10 protein-coding genes are annotated in these 13,410 nt (G+C 38.3%); all 10 read left to right on the top strand.

What is annotated here, in order from left to right:
- Positions 1-30: 30 nt before the first annotated feature.
- Positions 31-1,491: a tRNA lysidine(34) synthetase TilS gene (gene tilS, locus ACTQ5J_RS12915; protein ID WP_441753576.1), complete on the top strand. Its 1,461-nt coding sequence runs from the start codon at positions 31-33 to the stop codon at positions 1,489-1,491.
- A gap of 64 nt (positions 1,492-1,555) precedes the next feature.
- Positions 1,556-2,110, top strand: a complete 555-nt coding sequence (gene hpt / locus ACTQ5J_RS12910; protein ID WP_441753575.1) for a hypoxanthine phosphoribosyltransferase — start codon at positions 1,556-1,558, stop codon at positions 2,108-2,110.
- A gap of 69 nt (positions 2,111-2,179) precedes the next feature.
- Positions 2,180-4,231 carry an ATP-dependent zinc metalloprotease FtsH gene (gene ftsH, locus ACTQ5J_RS12905; RefSeq protein WP_441753573.1) on the top strand — a complete coding sequence of 684 codons (2,052 nt, stop codon included), beginning with the start codon at positions 2,180-2,182 and terminating at the stop codon, positions 4,229-4,231.
- A 161-nt stretch (positions 4,232-4,392) separates the two neighbouring features.
- Entirely contained in the window at positions 4,393-5,280 is an 888-nt protein-coding gene (hslO, locus tag ACTQ5J_RS12900) for an Hsp33 family molecular chaperone HslO (protein ID WP_441753571.1), read from the top strand.
- A gap of 119 nt (positions 5,281-5,399) precedes the next feature.
- Complete coding sequence (gene lysS / locus ACTQ5J_RS12895; protein WP_441753569.1) at positions 5,400-6,911, top strand: lysine--tRNA ligase; 1,512 nt, start codon at positions 5,400-5,402, stop codon at positions 6,909-6,911.
- 92 nt (positions 6,912-7,003) lie between these two features.
- On the top strand, positions 7,004-7,288 hold the full coding sequence (locus tag ACTQ5J_RS12890) for a GNAT family N-acetyltransferase (protein ID WP_441753567.1): 285 nt from the start codon (positions 7,004-7,006) through the stop codon (positions 7,286-7,288).
- Positions 7,289-7,589: 301 nt separating this feature from the next.
- Positions 7,590-8,003 carry a 30S ribosomal protein S12 gene (gene rpsL, locus ACTQ5J_RS12885; protein WP_441753565.1) on the top strand — a complete coding sequence of 138 codons (414 nt, stop codon included), beginning with the start codon at positions 7,590-7,592 and terminating at the stop codon, positions 8,001-8,003.
- A gap of 64 nt (positions 8,004-8,067) precedes the next feature.
- On the top strand, positions 8,068-8,538 hold the full coding sequence (rpsG, locus tag ACTQ5J_RS12880; protein WP_441753563.1) for a 30S ribosomal protein S7: 471 nt from the start codon (positions 8,068-8,070) through the stop codon (positions 8,536-8,538).
- Between the two features lie 89 nt (positions 8,539-8,627).
- A complete protein-coding gene (fusA, locus tag ACTQ5J_RS12875; RefSeq protein WP_441753562.1) occupies positions 8,628-10,718 on the top strand; it encodes an elongation factor G in 2,091 nt (696 codons plus the stop codon).
- A gap of 153 nt (positions 10,719-10,871) precedes the next feature.
- Positions 10,872-12,065, top strand: coding sequence for an elongation factor Tu (tuf, locus tag ACTQ5J_RS12870; protein WP_441753560.1), 1,194 nt, complete (start codon positions 10,872-10,874; stop codon positions 12,063-12,065).
- Positions 12,066-13,410 lie beyond the last annotated feature (1,345 nt).

The following is a 13,410-nucleotide window of genomic DNA, read 5'->3' as shown; positions in this document are numbered from 1 at the left end:
TATTAAATAGTTAGTTTAGGAGAATTTATGATGGAGGCTTTACTTAGACAGGTCAAACAACAACTTGAGTCATGGTCCGAATGGGGAACCTCACGGAAAATTGTTCTAGCCGTCTCTGGCGGTGTAGACTCCATGGTTTTACTGCATATTATGAGTGAGTTAGTTAAGCTCCAAGAATATAGAACGAAAGAAATTATCGTTGCTCACTTTAATCATCAACTGCGCTCACCGGAGATTCATGCAACTGAGCAAGCTTTGGTTAAGCAGTATGCAGAACAACATGGTTTTACTTACTTTGTAGGTACTTGGGATCATCCGGCAGACGCAAACGTGGAAGCTGCAGCAAGGGATGCGCGTTATCAGTTTTTTGCCGATGTATTAAAAGGAAGTGAAGCTGACGCCTTGATGACGGCTCATCATTTAAATGATACGGTCGAAACATTTTTGATGCGACTCTTAAGAGGCACATCGATCAAGGGCAGTCGAGGGATACCAGCAAATTATCGACGGATTCTAACGGATCAACACCGACATGCTGTTCTAACCAATATTATGAGACCGTTGATTTCTATACCGAAACAAGAATTATACGACTATGCGCAGGAGCAGCAAGTTGAATTTATTGAAGATGCGACAAATGATAGTCATAAGTTTTTACGTAATCGCATTAGACATCAAATCGTGCCGCTGTTTGAAAATGAAAACCCGAGATTTCTTAATAATATGTTAGCCTTGCAAGAGCAGTATCAAGCAAGTTATTTAACACATTTTCATGATTACTTAGCCATAGAGCCAGAGTTACTCATGAGGACGGAACAAGGTCATTGGATATTATATGTACCGGCACTTCGGGCCCTCAGCTCATATAAATTGAAAACTTATTTATCGGTTTTCTTTGAAGAACGCTTAGTAGAAGATGTGCCCAACTATAATAAGGCGATGTTGGATCAGGTTTATCAATTGCTTATGAATGAGACAGAACCTAATGCAGAAGTTATGTTGGGTGCAGGTTGGCTTGCTATTCGCCAATACGATTTTGTGCATATCCAACCACATGATTTTATTGCTTCAATACCTAAAAAGAGTGAAATTCAGCTTGAAGAAGTCAATAAGTGGTATCGTTTGTCGGAAGATGAGGAATTAGCTGTTTTTGAGGCAGATCAAGTCACGATGCGTATGAAAAACGAAGCAGAGCATATATTGGCCCTAGATTTAACCGGAACAGATGTATCGAACTTCTACTTAAGACATCGTCAAGATGGGGATGAGATGCTTGTTATTCAGAATGGACAACCTTCTTTTCATAAGAAAATTTCACGCGTGATGATTGATAACAAAATACCCGCTAATCAACGAGATGCGATGTGGCTATTATGTACAAAAGACCATCAAATCGTTTGGTTGATTCCATTAAAGTATTCTGGATTGTATCAACCTCAGCAAACTGATACAATTACACATATCTTTTTATGCAGAAAAGTAAGAAAATAAAGGATTAATATGTTACAATGCAACTTGTTACAACACTACTAGGTTGATTTAAAGGAGAAGCTGAATGCTAGAAAATGACATTGAAGAAGTTCTTGTTTCAGAAGAGGAGCTACAAGTAGCTATCAAAAGACTGGGACAACAATTAACACAAGAGTACCAAGATAAAGAAGTTGTTGTCGTTGGAATACTGCGTGGAGCAGCATTGTTTATGGCGGATATCATTCGTGAAATGGACTGCTATTTGGAAATCGACTTTATGGACGTGTCCAGTTATGGAGAAGGGTTTGTTTCTTCAGGAGAAGTAAAAATTGTCAAAGACTTGGATACGCGTGTTGAAGGACGCGACTTTTTAATCGTGGAAGATATCATCGATACAGGACGTACATTAAACTATTTAGTTGAATTATTACGTTATCGTAAAGCGAAATCGGTTAAAGTTGTTACTTTATTAGATAAACCAGAACGCCGAATCATTCCAGATTTAGTGCCAGATTTCGTTGGAATAGAAGTACCTAATGCATTCGTTGTTGGGTACGGCTTAGACTATAAACAAAAATACCGTAATTTACCTTACATTGGTGTATTAAAACCAGAGATTTATACTGAACCAGAAGAGTAGCAAAAATTATTCAAATTATGGTATGATTAATAAGATATATAATACACAGATAAGGAGGAGATATATCTAATGCAAAATCCAAATCCGAATCGTAATCGCAATGTATTCAGAGGAACGCTCTTCTATATACTTGCATTTCTTGCAATTGCAGGAATTTTCCAAATGATTTCAGGAGATTTCGGTTTAAATAATCAAACTAAAGAAATATCATCATCTGAATTTATGACAGAGTTAGAACAAGGGGCCTTCAATGAATTTGAAGTTCAAATTGGTTCGGGAGTCTATCATATTAAAGGGACGTATGATTCATCAACAACGGTGAATGAAGAAGAAGAGAATTTAGTGCAAATTTTCCAAAGTTCAGATACAGAACGTCGTTTTGAAACTGAAGTATTAGGCAATGATGCGACACTTGAGCGCGTGACCCAATTAGCGCTACAAACTGAAACTAAAATGGATACTGTTCCAGAATCAAGCACAGGCTTGTGGTTGAGTTTCTTACCTTTCTTAATTTTAATGATACCAGCTTTCTTCTTGATGTATTCAATGATGCAGCAAGGTGGTGGCGGCGGTGGTAAAGGTGTGATGAACTTTGGTAAATCGAAATCAAAAGATGTTTCGAAACAAAAAGTTAAAGTCCGCTTTGAAGACGTGGCTGGAGCTGAAGAAGAGAAGCAAGAATTAGTTGAAGTGGTTGAATTCTTAAAAGACCCGAAACGCTTTACAGCACTCGGAGCTAGAATTCCAGCAGGTGTTCTCCTAGAGGGACCTCCAGGAACTGGTAAAACATTACTTGCAAAAGCTGTTGCTGGGGAAGCCGGTGTACCATTTTATAGTATCTCAGGTTCTGAGTTCGTTGAAATGTTCGTCGGGGTCGGTGCAAGTCGTGTGCGTGATTTATTTGAAAATGCCAAGAAAAGTGCACCAGCTATTATCTTTATCGATGAGATTGATGCAGTAGGTCGCCAACGTGGAGCTGGAATGGGCGGAGGTCACGATGAACGTGAGCAAACGTTAAACCAGTTACTAGTTGAAATGGATGGTTTCGAAGGTAATGAAGGTGTTATTGTCATTGCAGCAACGAACCGTTCAGATGTCTTAGATCCGGCCTTATTAAGACCAGGTCGATTTGACCGTCAAATTTTAGTCGGTAATCCAGATGTTAAAGGCCGTGAAGCTATCTTGCATGTACATGCACGTAATAAGAAATTTGGGCCAGATGTGGACTTGAAAGTCATTGCTCAACAAACACCAGGCTTTTCTGGTGCTGACTTAGAAAACTTATTAAATGAGTCTGCATTGATTGCTGCTCGTTTTGATCGTAAATTTATTACGGCTGAGGACGTTGATGAAGCGCATGACCGTGTGATAGCAGGACCTGCTAAAAGGGACTCGGTTATCTCTGTTAAGCAGCGTCGTACGATTGCTTTCCATGAGGCTGGTCATACAGTAGTAGGAATGGTCTTGAGTGATGCTCGAATCGTCCATAAAGTGACAATCGTTCCTCGTGGTCGTGCCGGTGGTTATGCGATTATGCTTCCTAGAGAAGATAGTTTTATCGTCACTAAAGTAGAGCTATACGAGCAAATCGTTGGTTTACTTGGTGGGCGAGTGGCGGAAGAAATAGTCTTTGGTTCTCAGTCTACTGGGGCAAGTAATGACTTCCAACAAGCAACTCAAATTGCACGTAGCATGGTAACTGAATATGGAATGTCTGACTTACTTGGGCCAATCCAATACGAAGGTAACGGCAAGGTGTTTATTGGACGTGATTATGGACAACGTCCAGCTTATTCAGAACAGGTTGCTTATGAAATTGATAAGGAAGTTCGTAAAATCATTGAGAAAGCTCATACAGAAGCACATGACATTATCAATCAACATCGTGACCAGCTAGAAATCATTGCTGAAAAATTATTAGAAATCGAAACGTTGGACAAACGCCAAATCAAAGCTTTATTTGAAACAGGCCAAATGCCGACTGACGTAGAAAAAGTTGATGAACCAGTTGAAAAAGCTGATACTTTTGAAGAAGCATTAGAGAAATCAACGGATGAAGAGCTAGCCAAACGTGAAGAGTCAGAAGGATTGACTGAAAGCGATTCTGATTCACAAGCATAAGATATTTTAAATCGAACTACATCCAAGCTGAGTAATTTGCTTAGATGTTGTTCGATTTTATTTTGCTAAATATATCCTTGATTGAGACTGTAGTCTTTCAATCAAAGGAGTTTTTGAGTAAGATATATAAGACTTTGGAATGTTAAAGGAGAGTATATAAAATGACAGATCAATTATTAAAAGCATTAGCCTATGATGGTCAAGTAAGAGTATTTGTATTAGATGCAACTAAAACAGTGAACGAAGCACGCGAAAGACATCAAACTTGGCATACAGCAACGGCTGTCTTAGGTCGTACATTAGCGGCGACTGCGTTACTATCAGCAAACTTAAAAGGGACAGATCGTTTAAGTGTTGAAATTATTGGGGAAGGGCCGGTTGGTCGCGTTGTGACAGATGGTGATGCGTATGGTCATGTTCGTGGTTATGTAACCAATCCAGAAGTTGCTTTAGAATTAAATGATCAAGGTAAACTAGACGTAGCTGCTGCTGTTGGCTTGCCAGGTTCATTGATTGTTCGTAAATACATCGGCGATAGCGAACCCTTTTCAGGACAAGTGCCTTTAATTAGTGGTGAGTTAGCAGAAGATTTTACCTACTATATGGCAGTCTCTGAGCAAACGCCATCAGCGATTGGTTTAAGTGTGTTAGTAAATCCCGATGAATCGGTAGCTGCAGCAGGCGGTTTTATGATTCAAGTAATGCCAGGTGCAACAGAAGAAACGATTACTGCTATTGAAGAGCGTATCGGATCACTTGGGCGTTTTTCTGATAAATTAGAAGAAGCCGAAAGCATTGAATCATTATTAGATCTCCTAGTAGGAGAGAATAATTCAGAAATACTTGCCTACCAAGATGTTAAATTTTTATGTTCATGTAGTAAAGAACGTTTTACTGAAGGATTAAAGTTAATTGGCCGTAAGGAAATTGAAGAGATGATTATCGAGGATCATGGTGCTGAAACGGTATGTCACTATTGTAATAACCATTATCAATTTTCTGAAGAAGATCTAGAAGCGATCTTAGTGGATAAAGAGATCGCTGACTAATTTTAAGGTAGATAGAGTAAACAATTGAAGTCTGGAGATAAATTCTTTCTTTCAATGACTTTTATGATGTTTTCAGTTAAAATATGCAATGTGTAAAGATTAAGTGAGGAGTGAAATGGATGACAGATAATCATCAACATGAAACTGAACAAGAACTAAATGATCAGTTGATCGTGCGTCGCGAGAAGATGCAAGCGATGGCTGAGGCCAATATAAACCCATTCGACATTGGCTTTGAAAAAAGCCATTTGTCAGCTGATTTGCTTGCTGAGTATGACTCGATGGATAAGGCGGAGTTAGAAGCGGCAGAGCCAATTATCGTTTCGGTAGCGGGACGTATCGTATCAAAACGAGGTAAAGGCAAAGCCGGCTTTGCTCACATTCAAGATATGAAGGGCCGTATTCAACTGTATGTTCGTAAAGATGGCATTGGCGAAGAACAATATAGTTGGTGGACAACCGCTGACTTAGGCGATATCGTTGGAATGACAGGTAAATTGTTCAAAACAAATACTGGAGAACTTTCAATTTGGGCAAGTGACTTCAAACCATTGACCAAAGCATTGCGCCCATTACCGGATAAATATCATGGTCTAACGAATGTTGAGCAACGTTACCGTCAACGTTACTTAGATTTGATCAGTAACGGTGAAAGTTTTGATCGTTTTGTCAATCGTTCGAAAATCATCCGTGAAATCCGTAAGTTTTTAGATGATAAAGGGTATTTAGAAGTAGAAACCCCTACTTTGCATAACTTAGCAGGTGGCGCATCTGCTCGTCCTTTCATTACCCATCATAATGCTCTAGATATGGAGCTTTATATGCGAATCGCTTTAGAGCTACACTTAAAACGATTAGTAGTAGGTGGCATGGAAAAAGTTTATGAAATTGGCCGTGTCTTCCGTAATGAAGGGATTGATACAACGCATAACCCAGAATTTACGATGTTAGAAGCCTATACTGCTTACTCGGTGTATACAGACGTTATGGATTTAATTGAAGAAATGATCCGTACTGTAGCTGAAAGAGCATTAGGCACAAGTCAAGTTAATTATGCTGATAAAGTTGTGGATTTAGGTTCTCCATGGCGTCGTGTTCACATGGTAGACATTATTAAAGAAGAAACTGGTGTAGATTTCTGGCCAGAAATGGACTTTGAAATAGCTAAAGCATTAGCCAAAGACCATGGTGTTTACTTAAATCCTCACGATAACACTGTAGGTCATGTGATTAATAATTTCTTTGAAGAAAAATGTGAAGATTCAATTGTTCAACCAACGTTTGTTTATGGACATCCAGTTGAAATTTCTCCATTAGCACGTAAAAATGACCAAGACCCTCGCTTTACTGACCGATTCGAATTATTTATTGTAGGTCATGAGTATGCGAACGCATTTACAGAGTTGACAGATCCGATTGATCAACGTGAACGTTTCGAAGCGCAGTTAAGTGAAAAAGATGCAGGAAACGATGAAGCACATCCATTAGACGAAGACTTTATTGAGGCTTTAGAATATGGATTGCCGCCAACAGGTGGACTAGGTATTGGAATTGACCGATTGGTTATGTTGTTAACAGACTCTCAATCAATTCGTGATGTTTTATTATTCCCAACAATGCGTAATCACTAGAATAAGTGCGTTCAATCATATTTTTTTTGAATAGATATCATCTATGTTATACTCTTTATGAAGTGTCGTATGTATTATAAGGAGGAGATAACGTGGAATTAATTAGAGAAAACAATGCGTTTGTCCATCGTGACGCGAATGGTGAAAAGTTAGCTGAAATAACATTTAGTTTAACAGATGATCCAAAGGTAGTTGTTGCTGATCACACTTTTGTGTCTCCAGCTTTACGCGGCCAAGGAGCTGCAGGTAAGTTATTAGATCGCTTAGTCGAAGAGATGGAAGCACAAGGCAAGAAAATTAAAGCGAGCTGTTCTTACGTTGTGAAAAAATTTGAAGAAGAACCAGAAAAATTTGATCATATCAACGCGGACGCATAAGACGCAAACAAATAATACTGAGGAGATGGCGATGTTTTGTAGCTATCTCCTTTAATTTTATGGGGATAAATGATAATTTAATTAGAATTCATAAAATGCATTATCAAAGGTTGACGTTAGCAAAAGTGCGTGCTATTATGACTAAGGTGTTTTTTATTGACAGATTCCTGTTTCACAGTCGTGCTGACTGCTATAGACTCACCCAGAATCGTGATGCTTATGCATCGCGGTTGGATTTTATACAAAAATGACACACTTGGATGTGTGGACTAAGATTGAATACAAGGGAGGAGGACATTTAATGCCTACTATTAACCAACTAGTGAACAAACCGCGTAAGTCAAAATTGACTAAATCGAATTCACCAGCTTTAAACAAAGGTTATAACAGCTTCAAGAGAGCCCAAACAAACACAATGTCTCCACAAAAACGTGGGGTATGTACTCGTGTGGGAACTATGACACCTAAAAAACCTAACTCTGCTTTACGTAAATATGCACGTGTTCGTTTATCGAACTTAATGGAAGTAACTGCATATATCCCAGGAATTGGACACAACCTACAAGAACATAGTGTTGTTTTAATTCGTGGTGGACGTGTGAAAGACTTACCAGGGGTACGTTACCATATCGTACGTGGTGCTTTAGATACAGCTGGAGTTAACGAACGTAAACAAAGCCGTTCTAAATACGGTACTAAGAAACCTAAAGCTTAAGCTCAGGTTCAATATATTATATAAAATAAATAATTCTATTATAAACATGAAAGGAGGAATTTGAATGCCTCGTAAAGGTCCCGTAACAAAACGTGAAGTTTTGCCAGATCCACTTTACAATTCGAAGTTAGTAACACGTACAATTAACCGTTTAATGGTTGATGGTAAACGTGGTAAAGCTGCTACGATTTTATATTCAGCATTTGACATTATCAAAGAACAAACTGGTAACGAACCAATTGAAGTCTTTGAACAAGCAATTGAAAACATTATGCCACTATTAGAAGTTAAAGCTCGCCGTGTAGGGGGTTCTAACTACCAAGTTCCTGTTGAAGTTCGTCCAGAGCGTCGTACTACACTAGCTACTCGTTGGTTAGTAAGCTACTCACGTCTTCGTGGAGAAAAAACAATGGAAACTCGTTTAGCTCGCGAAATTATGGATGCTGCTAACAACACTGGAGCATCTGTTAAGAAACGTGAAGATATGCATAAAATGGCAGAAGCTAACAAAGCATTTGCTCATTACCGTTGGTAAGATTTATAATGGTTATGTCAGTTGGTTTGACCAGCTGACATATATCGTTGCTAAACATCTATTCACTATATGAAAGAGGGGAAACATAGATGGCAAAAAGAGAATTTTCTCTTGAGAAAACTCGTAATATCGGTATCATGGCCCATATCGACGCTGGTAAGACAACGACAACAGAACGTATCTTATATTATACAGGTCGTATCCATAAAATTGGTGAAACTCACGAAGGTGCGTCACAAATGGACTGGATGGAACAAGAACAAGAACGTGGGATTACAATCACATCAGCAGCAACAACTGCAGAATGGGATAACCACCGCGTAAACATCATCGATACACCAGGTCACGTGGACTTTACTGTAGAAGTAGAACGTTCATTACGTGTACTTGACGGTGCGGTAACATTACTTGACGCTCAGTCTGGTGTTGAACCACAAACTGAAACAGTTTGGCGTCAAGCAACTACTTATGGTGTACCTCGTATTGTTTTCATTAACAAGATGGATAAAGTCGGTGCGAACTTCTTGTACTCAGTTGGTACATTACACGAACGTTTACAAGCAAATGCTCACCCAGTTCAATTACCAATCGGTGCTGAAGATCAATTCAACGGTATCATTGACTTAGTTGAAATGAAAGCTTACAAATATAACAATGACGAAGGGACAGATATTGAAGAAATTTCAATCCCTGAAGACATGCAAGAGTTAGCTGAAGAATGGCGTATGAAATTAGTTGAAGCAGTAGCGGATACTGATGAAGACATTATGATGGCTTACCTTGAAGGTGAAGAAGTAGATGCTGAAACACTGACTGCTGGAATCCGTAAAGCGACTTTAGCTGTAGAAATGTTCCCAGTATTCTGTGGATCTTCATTCAAAAACAAAGGTGTTCAACTTCTATTAAACGGAGTTGTCGATTACTTACCAGCACCTACTGATATCGAATCTATTAAAGGTATCGATGCATCTACTGGTGAAGCAATCGAACGTCACGCTGATGATAACGAGCCGTTCTCGGCTTTAGCATTTAAAGTGATGACTGACCCATTCGTAGGACGTTTAACGTTCTTCCGTGTATATTCTGGTACTTTAAAAGCTGGATCATACATTAAAAACGCAACTAAAGATAACCGTGAACGTGTTGGACGTATCTTACAAATGCATGCGAACTCTCGTAAAGAGATTCCAGAAGTATTCTCTGGTGATATCGCTGCAGCTGTAGGTTTGAAAAACACGACAACTGGTGATACTTTATGTGACGAAAAAGATTCTGTAATCTTAGAGTCAATGGAATTCCCAGAACCAGTTATTGAAGTCGCTATTGAACCAGATTCAAAAGCTGACCAAGATAAAATGGGTATTGCATTACAAAAACTTGCAGAAGAAGATCCAACTTTCCGTGCATCAACTGATCACGAAACTGGACAAACAATCATCGCTGGTATGGGTGAATTACACTTAGATATCATCGTTGACCGTTTAAAACGTGAATTTAAAGTTTCTGCTACTGTAGGTGCACCACAAGTTTCATACCGTGAAACATTCCGTGCGTCAACTGAAGCTGAAGGTAAATTCGTTCGTCAATCTGGTGGTAAAGGTCAATACGGACACGTTTGGATTGAGTTCTCACCAAACGAAGAAGGAAAAGGCTTCGAATTCGAAAACGCTATTGTCGGTGGTGTGGTTCCTCGTGAATACATCCCAGCAGTTGAAGCAGGTCTAAAAGACTCTTTAGCAAATGGTGTATTAGCTGGATTCCCATTAGTAGACATTAAAGCTAGATTGTTTGATGGATCATATCACGATGTCGATTCATCTGAGACAGCCTTCAAGGTTGCTGCATCACTAGCTTTACGTAACGCTGCTAAAAAAGCTAACCCAACTATCTTAGAGCCAATGATGGCTGTAGAAGTAACAGTTCCTGAAGAATATTTAGGAGATGTTATGGGACACGTTAGCTCACGTCGTGGACGTATCGAAGGTACGCAAGCACGTGGTAACGCACAAATTGTTAAGTCATTAATTCCGTTATCAGAAATGTTTGGATACGCAACAACATTGCGTTCATCTACTCAAGGACGCGGAACTTTCTCAATGCAATTTGATCACTATGAAGATGTGCCAAAATCAATCGCTGAAGATATCATCAAACAATACGGTGGTAAAACAGACGCTTAATTTTTAGCATCAAGCTAAAAGCACAAGCTTCACTTTTACCGAGTTGGTAAGCTAAGGATTGAAATTAGTTTAGTAACTCGGTATAATTAATTTGATAGGTTTACTTTTAAATCTATAACAGAAGAATTTAAATCTTAGGAGGATATAACTAAAATGGGAAAAGAAAAATTTGACCGTTCAAAACCGCACGTTAACATTGGTACTTTAGGACACGTTGACCACGGTAAAACAACTTTATCAGCTGCAATCGCAACTGTATTAGCTAAACAAGGCTTTGGTGGCCAAGCGGCACAATCATATGCAGAAATCGATAACGCACCAGAAGAGAAAGAGCGTGGAATCACGATCAACACTTCTCATATCGAATATGAAACAGCTAACCGTCACTACGCACACGTGGACTGTCCAGGTCACGCGGACTACGTTAAAAACATGATCACAGGTGCTGCTCAAATGGACGGCGCGATCTTAGTAGTATCATCAGCTGATGGTCCAATGCCACAAACTCGTGAGCATATCTTATTATCACGTCAAGTAGGTGTTCCTTACTTCGTAGTGTTCTTAAACAAAGTAGATATGGTTGACGACGAAGAATTATTAGAATTAGTTGAAATGGAAGTTCGTGACTTATTAACAGAATACGACTATCCTGGTGACGACATTCCAGTAATCGCTGGTTCAGCTCTAAAAGCTTTAGAAGGCGTAGAAGAATACGAAGCTAAAATTTTAGAATTAATGGAAGCTGTAGATACTTACATTCCAGAACCAGAACGTCAAACTGACAAGCCATTCATGATGCCAATTGAGGACGTATTCTCAATTACAGGTCGTGGAACTGTAGCTACAGGACGTGTTGAGCGTGGACAAGTTAAAGTTGGTGACGAAGTTGATATCGTTGGTATCGCTGAAGCTACTAGCAAAACAATTGTTACAGGTGTAGAAATGTTCCGTAAGTTATTAGACTACGCTGAAGCTGGAGACAACATTGGTGCATTATTACGTGGTGTTACACGTGATCAAATCCAACGTGGTCAAGTATTAGCTAAACCTGGTACAATCACACCTCATACTAAATTCGAAGCTGAAGTTTATGTATTATCAAAAGAAGAGGGTGGACGTCATACTCCATTCTTTACTAACTACCGTCCTCAATTCTACTTCCGTACAACAGACGTTACAGGTGTTGTAGAATTACCAGAAGGAACTGAAATGGTTATGCCTGGTGATAACGTAGCAATGACAGTAGAATTAATTCACCCAATCGCGATTGAAGATGGAACTAAATTCTCAATCCGTGAAGGTGGACGTACTGTTGGTGCTGGTGTTGTTTCAAAAATCAACGCTTAATCCAATATACTCTACAAATATAACGCCCCTTTTGGGGCGTTTTTTTGCTATTTATAGAAGAATCTACAGGTGTAAATGATTAATATGGCTTAGGCAGTGGTGTAACACTTGGAAAAGGGGTTAAATGATAACTGCTGCCACTGAAAGAGAACTAGACCTAAAGAGATGAGCGTATAAATGCTTCAAGAATAGCTCAAAATGGAATGGCGCCTCTATTCTAAGTCATTTATGAAAACTCAATCAAAAATAAGCAGTTTGAGTTTAAGAGAGTGTTCTGTAGAAGCAGTTAATTGTTCTTTCTATAGAAGAGATGATGTAAACGCTCTGCTAAAAAAAGGAATAACTCTGTCACAAGAATTTAGTAACAGCTCTTTGTAGATGTGTAAATATTACTTTGGACTACAAACGTGTTAACGTGCCTTGTGTGAAAGTAAGACTTGATAACTTGGATATAATTTTAATGATCATGAATGACTGACGGTATTAATAATAAAGTAAACGCATGATAGAAATAAATGTCTATTGATGTGTGTATAGCTAGTAACTAATAAAGAATTCTTAAAAAAAAAGAATAAGAAAATACAAAGGAGTAAAGTTATATTAAATGGATATTAAAACCATAGTATTAGATAAAAGAATAAACTTTATCATTGAGGCAGGTAATTAAAAGACCCAAAGGTTTATAGTATAAATGCGAAACTCTTTCTTTGGTAAATAAAAATCACTAAATTAAATAAAATTGAACGGATCTATAAATTTTATTGCCATGTTTAAAATGAAAATCTGAATTCGTAAAGTTAAAGAGAAATAATTAAATTCAAAACTAACTTAGAACTGAATCGGTAGTAGAATAATCCATTAATTCAGCATCCATGTTTGAGAGTAGTATTGTTGATTTAAAAGGCTTTTAAAACTGTCGATAAAACAAGAAATAGAAGTGTCATAATATTTCAAAGAAATTTGAAAAAGTTGTTGACAGAATGTTTGAAACCATGGTATATTAGTTCTTGTCGTTAAGAGGTCGTACAAAACGTAAAGAAGTCTTTACAAGAACAAAACCTTTCTGTAAATAACTTAAAAGAAATTTAATTAAGTGGTTGACAAGCGACAGAGAATCATGGTATTATATAAAAGTTCCGTTAAGGCGATGCGCTTCACAGCCATCCAGTCACAGAAAAAGAATTTAAATAATCTTTTGAAATGTGGTTGACAAGCCTAATCGAAACGTGATACAATATAAAAGTTGTCACAGCGAAACAAAACATTCGCAACTGACACAAAGCTCATTGAAAACTAAACAAAGATAAACACCAAGATGTGTAAGAGTTTATTGGCTACGGCTGAT

The organism is Fundicoccus sp. Sow4_F4 (genome assembly GCF_052116145.1).
Taxonomy (GTDB): Bacteria; Bacillota; Bacilli; order Lactobacillales; family Aerococcaceae; genus Fundicoccus.
Note: the sequence above shows the minus strand (reverse complement) of the source record. Positions and strands in the feature narration are given on the sequence as shown.